General features: G+C 48.8%; 15 protein-coding genes and 1 tRNA gene. 6 read left to right on the top strand and 10 right to left on the bottom strand.

Going from position 1 to position 19,402, the window contains the following annotated elements; all coding sequences use genetic code 11:
• Positions 1-2: 2 nt before the first annotated feature.
• Both L6H65_RS20240 and L6H65_RS20235 read right to left on the bottom strand, forming a co-directional pair.
• On the bottom strand, positions 3-794 hold the full coding sequence (locus L6H65_RS20240) for a hypothetical protein (protein WP_236344479.1): 792 nt from the start codon (positions 792-794) through the stop codon (positions 3-5).
• A 386-nt stretch (positions 795-1,180) separates the two neighbouring features.
• Positions 1,181-2,812, bottom strand: a complete 1,632-nt coding sequence (locus tag L6H65_RS20235) for a hypothetical protein (RefSeq protein WP_236344477.1) — start codon at positions 2,810-2,812, stop codon at positions 1,181-1,183.
• A 305-nt stretch (positions 2,813-3,117) separates the two neighbouring features.
• Here L6H65_RS20235 and L6H65_RS20230 point away from each other — a divergent pair, with 305 nt between their 5' ends.
• The gene (locus L6H65_RS20230) at positions 3,118-4,044 is read left to right on the top strand and encodes a 5'-nucleotidase (protein ID WP_236344475.1); all 927 of its coding nucleotides are present in this window, start codon (positions 3,118-3,120) and stop codon (positions 4,042-4,044) included.
• 31 nt (positions 4,045-4,075) lie between these two features.
• Here the strand turns inward: L6H65_RS20230 and L6H65_RS20225 are convergent, their stop codons facing one another.
• Positions 4,076-4,702 (bottom strand): TVP38/TMEM64 family protein, encoded by a 627-nt coding sequence (locus tag L6H65_RS20225; protein ID WP_236344473.1) that lies wholly within the window; start codon positions 4,700-4,702, stop codon positions 4,076-4,078.
• A 228-nt stretch (positions 4,703-4,930) separates the two neighbouring features.
• Between L6H65_RS20225 and L6H65_RS20220 the strand changes: the two genes are divergently transcribed.
• Together L6H65_RS20220 and L6H65_RS20215 are read left to right on the top strand one after the other, a co-directional pair.
• Positions 4,931-5,353 (top strand): YkvA family protein, encoded by a 423-nt coding sequence (locus tag L6H65_RS20220; RefSeq protein WP_236344471.1) that lies wholly within the window; start codon positions 4,931-4,933, stop codon positions 5,351-5,353.
• Positions 5,354-5,461: 108 nt separating this feature from the next.
• A complete protein-coding gene (locus tag L6H65_RS20215) occupies positions 5,462-9,064 on the top strand; it encodes an Npt1/Npt2 family nucleotide transporter (protein WP_236344469.1) in 3,603 nt (1,200 codons plus the stop codon).
• A gap of 238 nt (positions 9,065-9,302) precedes the next feature.
• Here the strand turns inward: L6H65_RS20215 and L6H65_RS26855 are convergent, their stop codons facing one another.
• The 5 genes from L6H65_RS26855 to L6H65_RS20195 form a co-directional block, all read right to left on the bottom strand.
• Positions 9,303-10,202 (bottom strand): IS3 family transposase, encoded by a 900-nt coding sequence (locus tag L6H65_RS26855; RefSeq protein ID WP_371877746.1) that lies wholly within the window; start codon positions 10,200-10,202, stop codon positions 9,303-9,305.
• Positions 10,181-10,858 (bottom strand): helix-turn-helix domain-containing protein, encoded by a 678-nt coding sequence (locus tag L6H65_RS26850; protein ID WP_371877744.1) that lies wholly within the window; start codon positions 10,856-10,858, stop codon positions 10,181-10,183. Before L6H65_RS26850 ends, L6H65_RS26855 begins: the two co-directional genes overlap by 22 nt.
• A gap of 282 nt (positions 10,859-11,140) precedes the next feature.
• Complete coding sequence (locus tag L6H65_RS20205; RefSeq protein WP_236344466.1) at positions 11,141-11,665, bottom strand: GNAT family N-acetyltransferase; 525 nt, start codon at positions 11,663-11,665, stop codon at positions 11,141-11,143.
• Between the two features lie 14 nt (positions 11,666-11,679).
• Positions 11,680-13,836: an ABC transporter transmembrane domain-containing protein gene (locus L6H65_RS20200; RefSeq protein WP_236344465.1), complete on the bottom strand. Its 2,157-nt coding sequence runs from the start codon at positions 13,834-13,836 to the stop codon at positions 11,680-11,682.
• Positions 13,833-14,384: a hypothetical protein gene (locus tag L6H65_RS20195; protein ID WP_236344464.1), complete on the bottom strand. Its 552-nt coding sequence runs from the start codon at positions 14,382-14,384 to the stop codon at positions 13,833-13,835. Before L6H65_RS20195 ends, L6H65_RS20200 begins: the two co-directional genes overlap by 4 nt.
• 174 nt (positions 14,385-14,558) lie before the next feature.
• On the opposite strand from L6H65_RS20195, the gene L6H65_RS20190 reads away from it, so the two are divergent.
• Positions 14,559-14,623: transfer RNA gene (locus tag L6H65_RS20190), tRNA-OTHER, on the top strand.
• 258 nt (positions 14,624-14,881) lie between these two features.
• Positions 14,882-16,387: a TROVE domain-containing protein gene (locus L6H65_RS20185; RefSeq protein WP_236344463.1), complete on the top strand. Its 1,506-nt coding sequence runs from the start codon at positions 14,882-14,884 to the stop codon at positions 16,385-16,387.
• 21 nt (positions 16,388-16,408) lie between these two features.
• Here the strand turns inward: L6H65_RS20185 and L6H65_RS20180 are convergent, their stop codons facing one another.
• Positions 16,409-17,746, bottom strand: coding sequence for a sensor histidine kinase (locus tag L6H65_RS20180; protein WP_236344462.1), 1,338 nt, complete (start codon positions 17,744-17,746; stop codon positions 16,409-16,411).
• Between the two features lie 16 nt (positions 17,747-17,762).
• Complete coding sequence (locus L6H65_RS20175) at positions 17,763-18,464, bottom strand: response regulator (RefSeq protein ID WP_443093995.1); 702 nt, start codon at positions 18,462-18,464, stop codon at positions 17,763-17,765.
• A 167-nt stretch (positions 18,465-18,631) separates the two neighbouring features.
• Between L6H65_RS20175 and L6H65_RS20170 the strand changes: the two genes are divergently transcribed.
• The gene (locus L6H65_RS20170) at positions 18,632-19,294 is read left to right on the top strand and encodes a YceI family protein (protein WP_236344460.1); all 663 of its coding nucleotides are present in this window, start codon (positions 18,632-18,634) and stop codon (positions 19,292-19,294) included.
• The last annotated feature ends 108 nt before the right edge of the window (positions 19,295-19,402 follow it).

The following is a 19,402-nucleotide window of genomic DNA, read 5'->3' as shown; positions in this document are numbered from 1 at the left end:
CTTTAAATTAAAGAATAAGCACTGCTCATAGCAGAATCAAGGTTACTATGGGCTTGGTATACTTGATAGGCTGCAATTGCAGCAGATCCACCTGCTAGAATAGCTCCTATGATACTTGCAAAAGTTATTATTGTGACGCCGACAGCGAGTGCATAAGCAGCTCCAGCATTGTGATAATCTTGAACATAGCCCGCAGCTGAATTAGCATACATTTTGAAGGATGTTATTGTGTAGTTATTTGTGCTGTTTATTGTTTTATAGACTGCTTTATAAGCGTCATCAACATCATTTAAATTAAAAGAAACCCCGGAGCCAGTGTACATATAGCATTGTGTAGTGCTGCAATTAAAATAAGTATACTTCCAATGCCCCCCAGTATCAGATGCCGTAACTTGATCAAGTTTAGGAGACAACTTCTCATTAACATTTACTTGTTCACCATTAATATAATAGTTTCCATTTTTATCTTTAGAAAACACAGTCTTTTTAACCTCGTTTTTTAAAATTGCCCTGTAGCTTTCATCATAAAAATCATAGCTTATTTTTTCTGTGACGGTTACAGATTCATTGCCTTGCACTTTTGCATCTTTGTTACTAGGATCAATTACTCCTTTACTAATTGTAATTTCTGAATTTCTTTTAGCATACTTAATTCCGTTGGTAGGATCGGTGAGTATCTTGGAGCTTTTCTGAACTTGAGATTCCAAGTTGCTGTTTTTTGCATAAACAGGTGTCACAGCCATTAATATTGCCATTACGATCAACAAAGATAAGCATTTCATTTTTTTTGACATTGTAAACCTCCAGTTATGTTTTAAAGGCGCCTCATGGAAATTTTACAATTAAATTACAAATTTGGGTAGGGTGTGAAGTCCCGTTTTCGGAAAATTATATCCCGTATTTTGTCGAAAAAACAAAGTTTTTGTTGAATTAGACGACTATTTCGCTGTGCAGCATAATCAGAAGGATGAAATTGATTTGTCTCGAAATCTTCTTACAGTTGGAGAGGGAGGGTGCGTCTCTACAGACAGCGACTAGTACATCACAGATCGTTGCTCCGCTTCGGAAGCAGGGATGATAGATTCGGTTACTCAGTCCCAAATGATGTGAAAAGATGCCTCCAAAACCACTATAAAAGTAAAAGTGGGGCTGGAAGCATCAAAATTATGAGTTCTTCTATTTAATTGCCCGAAGCGGTTACCTTTGTAATGGTTTTATCCTTGAGCGTGATGGTGAACGCTGCCGATTCGCCTTTTGATACGAATTTGCTGGCGCTTTTGGTTTCCACAGCTTTTCCTTTCGCGTTGTGTCCGCTGGCCTTGAATACAACTGATTTTGCTTCATTGGTTCCATTGAAGATGACGCCCGTTACGACCGTTTCTCCGGCTCCATTCGTATAACTGCCATGCTTGAGCAGCTGAACACCTGTGAGACTGCTGCCATCCATTACAATGGCTTCGATCTTCTTGTTGGTTATACCCTTCAGAATGACAGTGAATGTTCTGGATTCACCCTTGGATACAAATCGATCGGCACTGGACGCTTCAACGACTTTTCCTTTGGTATCCTTTCCGTATGCTGCAAATCCCACGCGAGTGGCCTCATTCGTTCCGTTAAGCACGACACCTGTTACGACCGTTTCTCCTGCCGCGTTAACGTAACTTCCATATTTGATAAGCTGGACGCCATCCCGGCTGCCGCCGTCGATAGCTAATCCTGCGATTTTCTTGCTCAGCTTGCTCTTCAGGATCACGGTGAAGGTCTGGGACTCACCCTTGGATACAAACCGATCTGCACTATTTGCTTCAATAAGCTTTCCTTGACCATCCTGCCCGTAAGCCGCAAAGCCGATGCGTATCGCCTCATCAGTTCCATTCAAGACAACACCTGTTACGATCGTCTCGCCTGTGCCCGTCTGATAGCTTCCGTATTTCAATAGCTGGACGCCGTCTTGACTGCCGCCGTCGATCGCGAGACCTTCAACTTTCTTGTTGGCTTTACTTTTAAGCGTGACGGTAAATGTGGCAGATTCACCTTTTGACACAAATTTGTCAGCACTCAGTGTCTCCACGACCTGCCCCTTGTCATCCAATCCATATGCTGCGAATCCGATGCGCTTAGCTTCGTTCGTTCCGTTCAAGACGACACCTGTTACGATTGTACTCCCAGCTCCTGTTGTATAACTGCCGTGCTTTAGCAGTTCGACACCATTGAGGCTGATGCCGTCGATCGCCAAGCCTTCGACCCGCTTGGTCGCCTTGCTTTTGAGCGAGAGGGTGAATGTTCTGGATTCACCTTTCGAAACGAATTTATCCTGACTATTGACCTCTACGATATTTCCCTTGTCATCGAGTCCGTAAGCCGCAAAACCGATCCGCCCTGCATCATGTGTCCCATTCAAGACGACGCCCGTAACAATCGTATCCCCGGCTCCCGTCACATAGCTTCCGTAGTTCAGCAGCTGAACGCCGTTTCGACTGCTTCCGTCAATGGCAAGTCCATCTACGGATTTGATTGCTTTATTTTTGAGAATGATGGTGAATGTTTCTGATGCTCCTTTGGACATAAATTTATCATTGCTGTTAATCTCCAATATCTTCCCGCTCTCGTCCATTCCATAAGCCGCAAATCCAGCGCGAGTTGATTCACCGGTACCGTTGTAAATCTTGGCGGTTACGATGTGCTGCCCGCTCTTATCAGTTTTGCTCGTCATCTCCGATACGGTAACTAATCCGCTGCCTGCTGTCTCTGCTGCGAATGCAGGGGTTACTAATAAGATGGTTGCTAATAAAAAAATAAACAATTTTTTCAACTGTTGTTCCACTCCCATTGATAGATTTTGTCTGTATAATTTTAACTCTAAATGATAGATCACTCAACTATATTTAGGGAATAAATACACCCTAATTACATGTATTAATTCATATATAGAGTAATTAATTGTTTTTTTGCAAATGCTTTTTGCAAAATAAAGTTGGTGCTATGCAACGGTTGCAGAGTCTACAACCTGCTGCTGCATGCGCATAGGCTGATCCACCGACTACAAATTTACCGGTTTAATATAGGTCTGCAAAATATATGATATAATTCCTTTCAACGAGATACGGGGAGGAAATCATGCCTTTTCTAATAGAAGAAAAATTTGTAGTTGCCGTTGCTTCAAGTGCTCTATTTAACCTTGAGGAGTCGGATCGGGTGTTTCAGGAAAAGGGCGAAGAGGAATATCGAAAGTATCAGTTTGCGAATGAGCAGGCTGTATTGGAACCTGGGGTAGCTTTTCCATTGATTAAACGGTTGCTTATGCTTAATAGTCATGATCCAAGTGATCAACCGGTTGAGGTCGTTCTTTTGTCTAGAAATGACCCGGAGACAGGGCTTCGTGTTTTTAAGTCCATTGAACACTATGGGCTTTCAATAACACGGGCCGCATTCGTTGCTGGCTCCAACCCGTTTAATTATATGGAAGCATTCAACGCATCGCTATTTCTTTCTGCGAATCTGGACGATGTTCGAGCTGCCGTAAGCAAAGGACTGCCAGCAGCCCGAGTGTTCCCTACTGAATTTGTGGATAATGAAGAAGAGCTTGAACTTCGAATTGCATTTGATTTTGATGGAATTATCGCTGACGACTCATCGGAAGGCATATATCAAGAGCTAGGCATGCAGCGATTCCATGAGAATGAGAGGCAAAAGGCGAGTGAGGTTCTGCCGCCAGGCCCCCTCATCAAATTTTTTCAGGAGGTGGCTCGTCTGCAACGGCGCGAATGGGAGAAGAAGCAACAGGATACTAGCTATACGCCGCGTGTTCGAATAGCAATTGCAACAGCTAGAAACGCACCTGCTCATGAACGAGTTGTAACAACTTTAAGAAGCTACGGCATACGAGTTGACGAAGCATTTTTCTTAGGGGGAATAGATAAAGGCAGGGTACTGAAGGTATTTCGGCCACATATCTTCTTCGATGATCAAGTAGGTCACATTGAGGGCGTATCAAGTATTTCTCCATCCGCACATGTCCCTTTTGGGGTTACAAATTTGGAATAGGCTAGAGGGTGTTTTATCAATAGCTAGCTGCCTACGCAAGCCGCTTCCCAGACCTTCTTCTCCACCAGCGATATGCAGCCAGCGAGATGGCAAGAAATACACTGTATATGAGCACGGTTGTAAGGATGCTCTTGGGGTCGGTGACTGCGTTGCTCCCGACAACGACGAACAGCAGCATCGAAGGTATTTTGCCCAAGGATGAGGCGACCGAGTAGGATAGGAAAGACATCCGGCTAAGAGCCGCATAGACATTCACTGCAAAGGATGGAATGAACGGAATTAGTCTAGCAAATAATACGGCCAAGAACGCATTGCGCTCGAATAGTGAATTCAGCTTGTCTATTTTTTGATAGCGATGCAGAATGCGGTTACCCCAGTCTTGATATCCATATCTCACGAATGCAAACATTAGAATAGAAGCGACCGTTGAACCGATCCAGGTCACTAGTGCTCCAAGCAGCGGCCCTAACGCCGCACCAATAACGCCGCCGACAATTGGATAAGGGATGATCGGGAACAAGGCCATCAGAATAGCAACGAGAATAATGGCCGGTACATTGGTGGAGTGCTGAAGCCAGTTCATGATAGTGTCGCCGAATAGATAGATCGCGATAGCAGCTGCTGTATATAGAAGGGTTAAACTAATCTTTTTCAACATAGATAATCTCCTGGGGTGTAGTTGCCTCTAATGATAACATAGTTGATGCCAGAGGGGCGGTTGGGATTTGAGGAGCGGCCAGAATCCGCGAAGTGCCTTCAGTTGGAGAGGCTGGAGATCTTGCATTTATCGAGATGAAGACAGCGGATCGCTGCCGCCTCCTGCATTGCCCATATTCATGGTAATATACGATGTAAGCTTAATTTGTACAAAAAAGGATGGATGGCGATGGGGGAAGATTCGAAGTATCAGAAGCATTTTTCAGAGGACGGATTCTGGACCAAGCTTCGGAAGCATGCAGTCCATGCAGGGATAAAAGTCGTATACAGCGGTCTTGTACTGTATTATGCCTTGCAAAGCCCGAATACAAGTACGAGGGATAAGGCGATTATTTATGGGGCTCTTGGTTATCTGATTCTTCCCATCGATATCATTCCGGATATTATCCCTGGAGGCTTTGCGGATGATTTGGGCGTGCTGCTATTCGCTGCGGCACGAGTTGGAATGAGCATTGACGGTGAAGTCAAGCGGAGAGCGAAGGACAAGCTGGTTGATTTCTTCGGTGAAGACGCTGTGAACAATAAGGAGATCATTGAAGTAGATAAGCAGATTGAGCCTGAAGACGATTCGGATGCCAACGCTCCACGATAATAGCAGTATAGGTTGTGGTGACCGCTGTCTCAATATTGCTTATCTATGAAAACATTGTTATGTTATTTCAGTAAATGGACACAGACAGCGAATTGGGGGAACTGCTGCATGGGCAGCTTCATAGCGGGTATAGCATCTCGGAATATTGGGAACAAGCTTTCAGCGGATCGGGAAGAATATCGGAAGGTATTCATCCTGTTCGGCTATTTATTTTGCGTTGCGGCGGCTTCTACCATTGGAAGAACGACTGCGGATACGCTTTTTCTAAGTCGGTTTGATAATTCGTCCCTGTCTTATATGTACTTGCCGCTGGCGGCTGCGATGATTGTTGCAAGCCTCGTATATCAACGCTTCTCCCATCGAATACGAATGGACCGCTTGATCATCGGTTTAATTCCGCTCACAGCGGCGCTGGTTCTTGTCTCAAGAGTTGGCGTCGGGTTGGAGCTGCGCTGGGTGTTTCCCGTTATTTATGTCGGTTATGATGTCATCAACTTTCTGATGATCGTTTGTTTTTGGCAGTTCGCCACATCCGTTATGGACCAGCGAAAAGCGAAGCGAATGATCGGAATCGTAGGAAGCGGCGGAATAACAGGCGGAATCTTGAGCGGCTTCGGGCTGAAGGCGCTGGCTCCGAGCATCGGGACGGCGAATCTGATCTATGTCTACGCGGGGCTTCATTTGCTATGTCTCCTTGCAGTTCTGATCTTGAAGGATAGCGCATCCTCGTCTTCTCAAGAGGCCAGACCTGTACAGCGCAGGTCGAATTCCTCCAAGAGGGCAGCGCAATCCAATTCAGGGCTTTTTGCCAATGTTCCCTATTTGAAATATATCGCTATTCTATCTGTCGCAATTGTAATGTCGCTAACCTTGATAGATTACCAGTTCAAAGTCATATTAAGGACTTCCTTGCAAAATGATGAGTTGGCGGGATTCATGGGCAGCTTCTACGGCTACTCGGGACTTATTGCTCTATTCGTACAGCTGTTTATTGCCGGCCGCGTGTTAACGCGGTTCGGTGTTATGACTTCGCTGCTCATCTTCCCGGTCGTGCTGGCAGCAGGCAGCTTCGGAATCATGCTTCTGCCTATTCTGGTCATGGCAGTTATCGTTAAGGGCAGTGACAAGGCTGTCGGGGATACGATTTATTCTTCCGTGAATCAGCTCGTGATGTTCCCAATTCCCCCGGAATGGCGCGGAAAGGCCAAGAGCTTCCTGGACGGCATCGTGCGGAATGGGGCAAAAGGACTTGCGGCCATCTGCTTGCTCGTTGTTACACAGCTGGTTGCACCGCAACAGCTGAGCTATATCGTAATTGTCCTGCTTGTTGTGGGAATTGTTTACGGCGTCAAGGTGAAGAAAGCGTATTTGCATGCGCTTATGACCAGCCTGCAAACGGGGAAGGGCGAGCTTCAACGGATGGAGCTCGATTTCGTGGACCCCTCCAGCATGCAGCTATTGCTTGCTGCATTATCCAGTCCTGACAAGCAGCAAACCTTGTATGCTATTCGTATATTGCGTGGGCTGGAGACGTTTGATTTGACCCCTCATATAAGGGCGCTGCTTCAACATCCTGCGTCTGAGGTTCGCATCGAGGCGTTGCAGGTTGTGGAAGAAACGCTGCCAGCAGGCTTCGAGCCCCTCCTGCAATCCTATGCAAGCTCGGCGGCGGTCGTCGAAGTTAAGGCCGGGGCCATTCTTGCGCTCGCTGCTTATGCGGAAGAAGCGTATTTGGATGAGATTGCAAGCTGTCTGGAGGCGGAATCCATACAGATCCAAGCGGCTGCTATCGCTGGTTTGATCAAATATTATGGCATTGAGGGCATGTTCAGAGCGGTTGGCCAGCTTAAGCTTCTGATTGAGAGCGGCCGAGAGGAAGAACGAACTGCTATGGCAGCGCTGTTCGGACAGATTGGTGTTGCAAGCTTCTATAAGCCGCTTCTCCCATTGCTGGATGATCGCAGCACGAAGGTGAAGAAACGAGCGTTGGAATCGGCGGCTATGCTGCGCGTTCCTGCTTTGATTCCGTCAATAATAGGAAGCCTGAAGAACAGCCGGACGAGACGATATGCAATTGATGCGCTGGCTGGCTATGATGAGCAGGAGATGCTCTCGCAGCTGCAGCCCTATATGGACAATGAAGAGGTTAGCTTGCATTTGCCGGCTATCTTTGAACGAATGGGCACGCAGAGGGCATTCGAGAGTCTGTTTGCATGTTACGAGGCTGCTAATCAGGAGCTGCGGGACCGCATCCTGCAATCCTTGCTTCGGATGGATACAGGATTGCTGCAAGGTGACAGCCAGGAGCTGGAACGCCTTATTTCGCAAGAGCTGCAATTGTACTGGCAGTATGGCGAGCATGGAACGGCCGTCAGCGGAGATGCGCGCTATGCCGAACTAGAAGGCATGATTGGTGAAATTCGAAGTGGAATCTCCCGCCGTATCTTCCAGCTGCTGTCCTTGCTTTATGATGCGCCTACGATACAGGCCGTATATATAAACTGGTCGGAAGGGGATGCGAGGCGGCAGGCTAACGCTGAAGAAGTGATCGACCAAACGCTGCGCGGGAAGCTTCGGCTCCAGATGGCGAAATTAATGTCCGCTCCAAGAGCCATTGCGCCAGCTCCTCATAGCGAAGTCCAGAGAGAAGAGAAACTGAGCTGGCTCGCTTCTCAGGGAGACGAGTGGTTTCGTGAGACGGTTACCTTCTTTATGCTCCAGGAGAAGGGACAGGAAACGGCTGGACAGTCAGAGGAACAGGATACAGCGGAACTATTCAACCGGCTGTCTGATCGGCTGGAACGCGTGCGGCTATTGCGAAAGGTATCGTTGTTTCAAGGCTTGACGAGTAGACATCTATTTGTCATTGCACAGCGATTGCAGAAGGTCAGCATGGATAAGGGCAGCATCATTATTCATGAAGGGGAGCCAGGCGACTCGCTTATGATTGTGGATAAAGGGCGAGCAGGCGTCTATCGGAATGGCGAACCGATCAGCGAGCTGAGCAGGGGCGATTGCTTCGGTGAGCTGGCTGTTCTGACTCAGGGGCCCCGAACGGCTACGATCCGCGCGGAAGAGAGTATTGGAATATGGAAGCTTCATGCTTCCGACTTCTATGATATGATGTTCGATCAGTCGAGCATCGTGCTGGAGATGATGAAGCTGTTATCTCGCAGGCTCAGAGCTGTACTAGAGCTCGCAGACGGTCGAAACGGGAAGGCGGTTGAAGTTCAACCCAGTGCCGCCCATTCGGAGGCCGCTCCTTCCTTAGAGCTGGATGATACGGTGAGGCAATTGACGGATGCCGCTATTCTCCGGCGAGTATTGGTCCTGCAAAAGATGGATCTGTTCGCTCATTTAGCGCCAGCGGACTTCATATGGCTGGCCCAGCATGTGGAGGAGGTCAGCTACGAGCAGGGCGAGGTTATATGCAGGACAGGCGAATTCGGAGATACGATGTACGGGATTATTGAAGGAGTCGTTCGTGTGCATCGTGGAAGCGATGAACTGGCAGTGCTTGGGGAAGGCGACTTTTTCGGGGAAATGTCCATCATTGACAGCGGCCCGCGTTCAGCGGATTGTACCGTGGTAAGCGCAGCTGTGCTGCTGAGGCTGCACAAAGAGCAGGTATTGACATTCTGCTTCCAAAATATTGAGGTCCTAAGAAGCATGATGCGTGTTCTCGCCGATCGGCTTAAGGGCGTGGCATAAGATGTGCAGCGCGAGTTGGGGAACCAATGTGAGCGTATAACCGTGCTGCTCTGCAAACAAAGAGCGGCTTTGGCTGCCAGAATCACACCGCGCGCAGCTCCCAGCGCGGTGTGATTGTGCATGACGGCGGTCGTTCGACCATACAAACAACAAGCAACACAGAAGGCTGTCCCTTAGGAGCTATTAGCTCTTATGAACTGCACCCCGTCAAGTAGACAGAACAATAAATAAAAATCAGTTAGGCGGCCTTTGTCCTGAATTCCATAGGACTGAGGCCGTTTAATTTTGCCTGCAATCGTTCGTAATTGTAAAAGTGAATGTAGTCATCAATGTCACTTTTCAGTTGTTCAAAGGTCTGGTAGGTATGCAAATAATATTTCTCGCATTTCAAAGTTCCCCAGAAGGATTCCATGGGACCGTTATCAATGCAACAGCCAACGCGAGACATGCTCTGCTTGAGCTCAGCCTTATCGAGCATTTCCTTAAACCGTAAAGAAGTATACTGAAAGCCACGGTCGCTATGAAGCAATGGCTTGCTCTCGGATACGGATATTAAGGCCAATTTTAACGTCTCAAATACAAGCGGATTATTATTGGAATGTCCGAATACATAAGAGACGATCGATTTATCATGAAGATCGAGTATCGCGCTTAAATACGCTTTCTGACTATTGCCGTACTTGAATTCCGTTACGTCCGTTAGCCACTTCTCGTTCGGTGCCTCCGCTTGAAACTCGCGGTTCAATACATTCTCGGCCACCTGCTGCGGCGTAGAACGCTCATACTTCTTTTTCTTTCTGCGGATCACCGACTGGATTCCCTTTATCTTCATCAAGCGTTGCACGCGTTTGTGGTTCATTGATTTCTGGGTTTGGCGTCGCATATGGAGTGGTAATTGGCGATAGCCGAATATGCCTTCGACTTTCTCGTACAAGGCCATCATGACCTCCGTTAGCGCTTTGTTCTCCGTTTCTCTAGTGCTGGGAATACGATTCAGCCACTTGTAATAGCTCGATCGTGGGATCTCCGCAACCTCACACAGAACCTGTATGCTAAGCGACTCCGCTTGCTGTACGGCTTGGATAGCAAGGTAGACGTTCTCTTGTCGTTGCTCGCTTAGAGTCGCCTCCTTTCTAATTCCTGCAACTTTTTTAAGAATGCATTCTCCGCCCGGAGCCGTTCGTTCTCGTACTCCATCTTCTTCAGGGCAAGTTTATGCTGATCCGACTCCGTCAGCTCCTCTGGCGCTTTTGTGCGTCCTCTTCCGTCTCGCAGAGCCTCTTGGCCGCCTGCTTTATGTTTCCTTACCCATCCGTACACTTGCTGGTAGGAGACTTGGAATTGGTCCGCTGTCTTCCTGTAGTCTTGTCCATTTGCCAGGCAATAAAGGACAATGTCGATCCTCTCCTGCCATGTTGTTGTGCGTCCTTTGGTCATAGCTGTTATTCCCCCTGTATAAGCTCGAAGGCTGATATGACCATTATACTTCTTAATCCAGTTCGCGAGTTGTGTTCTGCTTGCAATCCTGTACTTGTCGATAACTTGGTATTGAGACAAGCCCCCTTCAAGATGGTCTTTTACAGCTTGAATCTTAAGCTCGGTGGAATAGCTTCGGTTATGGGTTTGAGCCTCTAGTCCTTCATAGCCAAACAGCCGATACGTTCGTCGCCATTTCGCTAAGGATGTTTTGGAAACAGCAAATGTTTTAACAGCAGCTTTAACGCCAATACGACCACTCTCAATTTCCTGAATGATTGCTAATTTCTCTGAAGCTGTATGCTTCTTTTTATGCATAAAAAAACTCCCCTTACAGTATCAGGTTTTATTATTTCACCTGTCTACTGTATGGGGAGCATATCACTTAAAGGGACAGCCTTCTGTTCGTAATATGAAACGGATTATTTTGCAGCAGATACGCGAAGCTGCTCATTAAGCTTAAGCAAATCAGCGAATGAAAGAGGGGTTTTCTTACCCTTGTTATTGAATCCAGCTTTTGGTGGAAACATTGTGCCACCTCCTTAATATAGATTGTAAGATGTAGATTTCTTTTAGAATATCATGTGGAATAATATGGGGTCAACTTAAATTGTCAGATATATCAAAGTATTTTAAAACATTATAGAAATTATTGGAAAATATGTTTTCTGTTCCGTGATAGCCGTCTCTCTGCCCCGTAATTGTGGCGAATTTGGAATACAGCCGGGTCAAATAGCGGTCATTCTGGAGGGCGAAGAATTGAAAGGTGCGCACATGACGGTTCTCTGCTGCAATATGTCGGAGCAACTGGCGCAGGCCGGTAACGAACAAGCGGCTGCTGCGATACTCCCTAGCAATAATCACTGAATCTATAAAGACGATTTCACCCTGGGGATGTGGCTCGTAGTCCGCTGTAACATAGCGGTAGATCACCCAGCCAATTGTTCGATCGCTCTCGTCCAAGATGAGTTGAATATTTGAGGTCTGAATCGTTTCCAGCGTGTGTATCAACGTGTCGGACAGACTGAAATTACTGCTGAAATCCTTACGGTGCCGGATGAAAAAGAGCGTGAATTGGACGAAATCCTCGTCCGTTCGGCAGATTCGGAGATGATGTGCAGTCATAATAGGGAAGCCTCCTAGTTGTAGCGTTCCTTTAACTTCTCTCGGACGCGGGCATCAAGCTCGGGATATTGAGACAGGACATAATGAAGCACTTTGCGCTGCAGGGTAAGAAAGGTGCATTCCGTCAATGCCGATACATCCGCAGTTCGCGGGACATTTTCCAGCAGCGCAATTTCCCCGAAGTGATCCCCGTCCGCGAGTATGGCTAACCGGATGCGCTCTGCATCTCCAACGGGACGTTTTGAAATTTCTACTTTGCCGCGGGCGATGATATAGAACTTGTTGCCTGCTTCCCCCTCATGAATGACCGCTTGTCCGGCGCTGAATGTTTCTGTGTTGAATAAATCTTTGATTTCGCGAAGCACGTCAATGTTCATATCTCGGAAAAAAGGCAGTCTCGCAAGCCGGTTCTCATCAATCTCCGCCTCTTCGCCGCTTGGCGATACAGACAGTCCGTTCTGCTTATCCCACAGCTCTTTATAGTACCCTTCTGCAGCGAGCATCTCTCTATGAGTGCCGCTTTCGATCAGCTTTCCTTGATCAAATACAAAAATTTGGTCCGCATCCGTTATTGCAGACAGCCGATGAGTGACGGTGACCACCGTGCGATTATGCGCTAAGCGGCGGAACGTTTCGTTAATGGAGGCTTCCGAGATCGGGTCCAGAGCGGAGGTTGCCTCGTCGAGCAGCAGAATCTGCGGATCTCTAAGGATAGCGCGGGCGATAGCTATTCGCTGGCGCTGACCGCCGGAGAAATTGCCTCCCTCATCCAGTACCTCGGTCTCATAACCATCCGGCAGGCTTTGAATGAAGCCGTCAATCTCGGCTTTTGCAGCCGCTTGAATCACTTCTTCCCTGGTGGCATGGGGCTTGCTCAAACGTAAATTGTCCATAATCGTGCCCCGAAAAAGGAAGTTATCCTGAAACACAATGCCGATCTGCTCACGCAAGGAGCCCTTGTCCATTTCCTGCAGGCTGATGCCGTTTATTCGAATATGCCCCTCGTTGGGGGCGTAGAAGCCGAGAATAAGCTGCACCATCGTGCTTTTCCCGGAGCCGCTGGAGCCTACGAATGCTGCCGTCGTTCCTGGCGGGATATGCAGGTTAATGTCCTTCAATACATCCTGCTTTTCCGCATATCGGAAAGTCAGCTCGCGGGCTTCAATGTCAAGCTGTTGATTCGGCAGCGGCTGGAGCTGCACTGTCCCATTGGCTTCGGGCAGCTCTACAAGAAGCTGTTGAATGCGATCCATGCTCACCTTCGCATCTGTGAAAGCCGGAATAGCGAAGGTCAGGTTGAATACCGAGTTGCCCATCGAGGTATACATCGTGAAGAACGCGACAAGCGCGCCTACCGTAATTTGGCCTTGCAGCGCAAGGTAGGAGCCGAACCCGATAATGGTGAAGTTGATCAGCAGCAGACTAATCATCGGGATGCGCTCCAGACTGGAGTTGATCACATTCTTCTTATAATCGATGACGAATAAGGATTGCAGTCTTGTATGGAACTTGTCGATCATGAGCTGCTGCAGATGGAAGCCTTTAATGACCCGCTGTGCTTTAATGTTCTCTTGGACATCGCCAGTCATAAGCGACATCTGATCCTTGTACTGGGCATTGATGGCTTGAGCACGTCCGCCGAGCAGGTAAGGTCCGGTGAATATAAGAACGGCGCCGATCAGTACGAGTACGGCCATGCTCCATTCTAATGTGAAGAGCACGCCCGCGCTAATGATTACAACGGACACAGATTGAATGCCTGTCGTCAGAATGACCGTCATTGCCCGGTCGATTGCGGATAAGTCGCCAGAGAGATAGGAGAGCAGGTCGCTGGCGCGAGTGCGCTGGAAGAAGGCGATATTCACATGTTGAAGGTGAGCGAATAAGCCGCTGCGCAGGTCTCTTTGTACGCGGGCGCTCAATTTGGATAATATGTAGTCGCTTATAATGCCTGAGCTGAAGCCAATTAAGCCTGCGATTCCAAGGATGGAGAGGATCAGGTAGAATTGTCCGAAATCATGGGGGATGATCGCGTTGTCCACCATGAACTTGAAGCTCAAGGGAGCAAGAGAAACGAAAGCGAGATCCAGGAACAGTCCGGCAAAAAAGAGGAAGGACAGCAGCTTGTACGGGCGAAGATAGCTTGCCAGATTTCGAAGGACCATGATCATACTGTATGCCCTCGATAGGTTTCAAAGTAGGATTCATGACGGAAGCGGGCGACATATTGCTGCAGCTGTGGCAGTGGCAACCTGTATTCGTCTATCATTCCGAAGGCGGTCTCGCCGGAGACGGTTCGCTGAGCCAGCTTGCCGCACAATCGGCGAAGCTGCGGATTATTTGCTGGGACCCAGAATCGAAGCTCTGTGATCCCCCTGTCGAGCTGCGCCAAATATTGTGTGAGGTATTGCAGGCCTTCCAGGAAAAGACGGGTTCCGCGGTACTTATCCAATAGAAATATAGTTTGGAGCTGAACGATGCCCGTATCCTGATAGTGCTGCTCGCCAGTTCCGTATATGTATCCGAGTGCGCCTGCTATTTCATCATTATGGTCAAAGTATAGAATAGCTTCTTCAGTCATAAGAACGGGACTAGCAATATAGCTCAGCGCCACTGGGAATGAATAGGGCAGGTTGAGTGCTGAATAATGCTCAAGTAAGAAGCTGATGTACTTTTCTTGATAGCGCTCGGTTGCGCAGATTTGAAAGTAATAGCTCATGCTAGAAATCTCCCCTTTGCTGTTGGGCCCATTATAACATGGAATTGCAGGGTCGCCATACTTTCGCCATGTTCGTCCAGCTTGAAATAAGTGATGATAGGGGAGTGAAGCCGACATTGCAAGCTGGAGAGTTTAGCAAGTCTAGCAAGCTGGATGCTTCGCGAAGATCATTGAGGCGCATGGAAGGGTTACTTCGACTTCCAATCGGCATGTCGTTGGTTCGAGTCCAACTCCCGCCGCAAGGCGGGATAGCTCAGATGGTAGAGCGGCACCTTTCCGTCCTTTTCCTCAATCGATCTGCAATCGCTTCATCAGGAGCGAGGCGCCAAAGAGGGCTACTTCGTCCAAGTATAAGAGCGGTAGTCATCGGCTGTTCGGCCGGTATGCCGCATGCCTTCTTAACGACCTTCCTCGCTCCAAATTAATAATCATCACTAATCGGCTTATGTATGGGGTATTGCTCCTCTTCCCGCCGATCTATCAAGGAGGCGCTCTTCATGAGCTTTGCAAAAAAATTATTCTCGGTGATCAGACCGACTGCTAGGAATAAAGACGGTTATCCCGCCTACATCCGTTCTGCCGAAGAGCAGTATGTGCAGACGCTGATGACCAATACATTGGGCAATACGTTCTATGCGGACGGGCAGGAGCTTCTATCAGAATCCGTTGAGCTGCACCATGAGATGGCGAGAAGCAATCCGCAGTTCATGGCACAGGCTGTCGTCTTTGCGCGCAATGAAGGCTATATGCGGCTGCAGCCGATATTCGGGCTGGCCATTCTATCCCTCTATCGCCCGGACCTGTTCGCGCCTATATTCCTGCAAGTGATTCGAATCCCTTCGGACTTGTCCGATTTTCTAATGATTATGCGTGGATTGGGGCGTGGAGAGGGTGGCCGCGCGGTCAAAAGACAGGTGAACCGTTTTCTATCCGGCATCTCGGAATATTGGGCGCTGAAGTACAATGGACGGGGACGCGGCTACAGCTTGGGCGACGCAATTGCGACCGCGCACCCGAAGCCGGCTGACTTGAAGCAGCAGGCATTGTACCGCTATTTGCGCGGCAAGGAAGCGAACCTGCTCCTTGTTCCGCAAGTGGAGGCGTTCGAGCGGTTGAAGCAGGCGGCGACGGAAGCGGAGCAGCTGCATTGGATCAATAAGGGCAGGCTGCCCTACGAGATCGTCACCGGCGCCATCAAGCCTTCCCGGGCAGTATGGGAAGCGCTGTTTCATCAGATGCCGACCTTCGCGCTGCTGCGTCATTTGAACACGCTGCAGCGTGAAGGCGTGATGGATGACCCGGCTAATGTGGCGGCAGCGGTTCGCCGCTTGACCGATCAGCGGGCATTGGAGAAGGCGAAGATTCTCCCGTTCCGATTCGCGAAAGCGTTCGGGCAGGTGGATCACCCGGTGCTGCGGGACGCGCTTCGGGATGCAGTGGAATTGACGTTCGTGAATCTGCCGGACTTGGCGGACAGGACAGCGATTTTCCTCGATATTTCCGGCTCCATGAGCGGTGATTATTTGCAGATTGGCTCTGTATTTGCGCTGGCTCTGTACAAGAAGACGAATGGTAGCTCCCTGTTCTGGCTGTTCAATACCGAGGTGGAGGATGCCAGACCATCGCGGCGCGACAGCATTCTAACGCAGGCCGAGCGTATTCGGGCACGCGGAGGAACAGATACAGGCGCTCCGATTCGCAAGCTGCTCCACGAGCGCCGCAAGGTCGATCAGATCATCATTATTACAGACGAGCAGCAGAACAGCGGCAGCCCGTTCTATGTCGCCTTGCAGCAATATAGAGCGTCCGTCAATCGGGACGTAAAGGCATTTATTATCGACATTGCGCCTTATCGGCATGCAATGACGCCGCAGCAGGATCAGAATACCTTCTATATCTATGGCTGGAGCGACACCGTTCTTAACTATATCGCACAGACGGCGAACGGGTATGGCGCGATGCACCGGCATATTGAGACGATTAAGCTGGATACGGCGGATTAACGGGGCCGGACGGATCGGCAATCAGGCGGAAATAAGCTCGTGCTCTGTTTCAAGAGGGAGTCTGATGGTGAAAGTAGAGCCTTTATCGATTATGCTTTGTACAGTGATCTCGCCGCTATAGGATTCGGCGAGACGCTTGGTTATTGCCAATCCAAGACCCGTTCCGCCGTACTCTCGGCTTCGGGATTTGTCCACACGATAGAATCTGTCGAAGATATAAGGCAGCTCTTCGGCAGGAATCCCTATGCCTGCATCTGTCACATGAATATATACATCCTGACTGGTCTGGTCTACCGCGATATGGATACATTCGCCGCTCGGAGAATATTTGATTGCGTTGCCTACTACATTGAGCAGAATCTGCTGAAGAATATCGGCCGGTATGCCGGCAAGTATCGCATGTGAATACGTGTCCGATGTCAGCTCTATTCGGTCATGCAGGGGACTTAGCTGATGCTGTATATCATGAATGACGCTGATCACCTCTGATGGCTCGAAGCTGTGCAAGGGCTGATTCTGTTCGAGATAAGCCAATTGGAGCAGTTGGTTCGTCAAATGAGTCATCCGCTGCGCTTCGCTCGTAATATAGTCGATGGACTCATTCAATACTTCCTTGGAATCCTTGCCCCAGCGCTTGATCAGGTTGGCATGGCCCTCAATGGTTGCGACAGGCGTGCGGAGCTCATGGGAGGCGTCGGAAACGAACTGCTTCAGTTGATCGACACCGCCCTGCAGCCGCTGAATGAGGCGGTTGAAGGATTGTGTCAGCTGGTGAAGCTCATCCTTGCTACGGGGCTCTGTCAGCCGCTGATTCAGCTCGTTAATGCCGATCCCCTGCATTTGCTGGATGATTCTTCGCAGTGGGGAGATAGCAAGTCCGGCAATGACATAAGAGACGATAGCTGCCAGACCGATGCCGATGAGACTTCCGATAATAAGGACCCACTGTAAATTGCTGAGGAAAATTTCTTCCTTCTCCGCGCGGTCGTAGATCCTGATCGTTATATTTTCTAATAGAGGGACGCCTGTCTCGGCGCATACGCCCGCATTGGTTTCGCCAATCAGCCGGCTATCCGGTGTCGTTTGGGACTCGAACAGAATCGATCCATCCTGCTGCACGACTTGAATGCCCTGGGTAACCTCGAACTCCTGTATCCAGCTTGCAATCTGCTTATCGATATTGGGCAGCGTGGAGGGCTGAATCCGTTCAGCCAATCGTTTGCCCTTTTCCAATAAATATGCCATTACACGATCCTCAGTCACTTGTTTGACCTGGTAGTAGACGAATGTATTAATAATAAGCAGGATGGCTGCTGTTGTAACAGTAATAAGTACGCTTACCTTCCACTTCATGGACATGTGGCTTCCCCCTCAATTACGGATGTCTTAGCGCATAGCCGAATCCTCGGATAGTATGGATAAGCTTGACGGGATGAGCATCATCGAGCTTGGCCCGCAAATATCGGATGTACACGTCCACAACGTTCGTTCCACCGTCGAACTCATAGCCCCATACCTCGTTCAACAGCTGATTGCGTGGAATGGCTGAGTCTTGATGCTCCATCATATATTTGAGCAGCTCGTATTCTCTTAACGATAGCGCGATGGGCAGATTGGCCCGATGAACGCGGTGGGTATCAGGATTCAGCGTCAGATCTCCGATTACGTAATTTACTGCCGCTGGCTGCATAAGCGGGACCATTCTTCTCTCCAGCGAACGTATGCGGGCCAGCAATTCTTCAATGGCGAATGGTTTGGTCAAGTAATCATCGGCTCCGAGATCCAGTCCAACTACCCGATCCATAACAGCGTCTCTTGCAGTGATCATGATGATGGGGGTTGTTTTGGCTGCGCGAATCTTCCGGCAAACCTCCAGACCGCTTAATTGCGGCAGCAGGAGGTCCAGAAGGATGAAATCGAAGTGAGCCTGCAGAGCTTTATGCAGACCGTCCAGACCATTATGACAGGTTTCTACCAAATACCCCTCGTGGGTCAATTCCAGCTCAAGGAATCTTGCCAGCGGTTTTTCGTCTTCTATAATTAAGATATTTTTCACAGTATCTCCCCCTTCAACCATCATATAACAATATATTGGGGGATTGAAGAAGGGTCTTCCGTTCTAATCAAATTCTAATTTTACTTTAATGCTGCTGTAATGCTGGCTTGCGCGACAGTCCGTACAATTGGGAGGAGAGGACAGCTTCAGGCTGGTGAGGCAAATGAAATGCGAAGGGGAGGATGAGGTTGAAAAAGTGGGTTGTATTGTCCGTGCTGTTGGCAATGCTGTTGGCAGGTGGATATCTACTAATTGCTTACTATAGCGGCAACCAGATTGACATTAAGGATGTATTCGACAATGAAAAGCTTCAGGCTGGCGATCAAATTCCGAATGAGCTGTTGAATAAAAGCTGGGACATCGCCGGTGAATCCAAAGTATACCTAAGCGTCACCACGTCCAATGAACAGGTTAACATGGCTTTCCAGCGGGTAAGTGGAAGCTGGCTGATCCATACAGAGGATCCCGGGCAGATGGCGGCAACGGCAGTTGTTGATATCAAAGGTCTGGATTCAGGGATTGCGGAGCGGGACAAGCATGTCGAGGGTTCGCTGCTGGACTCCGCCAAGTATCCTACAGCGGAATTTAAATTGAGCGAGATCAAGCAGTGGCCCAAGGAAGTGATAGAGGGCAAGCCTGTGAATATCCAGATGGCCGGTACGCTGAAAGTGAAAGGTATTGACAAGGAAGTTGTGTTTGATTGTGAAGCGCTGTTCGAGAGCAATCAGTGGAAGCTGAAAGGCAAGACTGCCGTGACATTCGCGGATTTCGGCATCGAGAATCCGAGCTCGGCTGTAGCGACTATTGAAGACGAAATCATCGTCAACTTGCAATTGATTCTGGGAAGTTAAGTTGTGACGGGGACGGGGATATGATCCGCCGATAGCAAGTTCTGCTGTATTTCTGCAGCTGTGAAGAGTCTGTTCCATGAGTGGCAATCCTGCTTATGAGACGGACTC

This window comes from Paenibacillus plantiphilus (assembly GCF_927798095.1).
In the GTDB taxonomy this organism is placed as follows: Bacteria; Bacillota; Bacilli; order Paenibacillales; family Paenibacillaceae; genus Paenibacillus_Z; species Paenibacillus_Z plantiphilus.
This window is presented reverse-complemented; position numbering and strand designations above follow the sequence as displayed.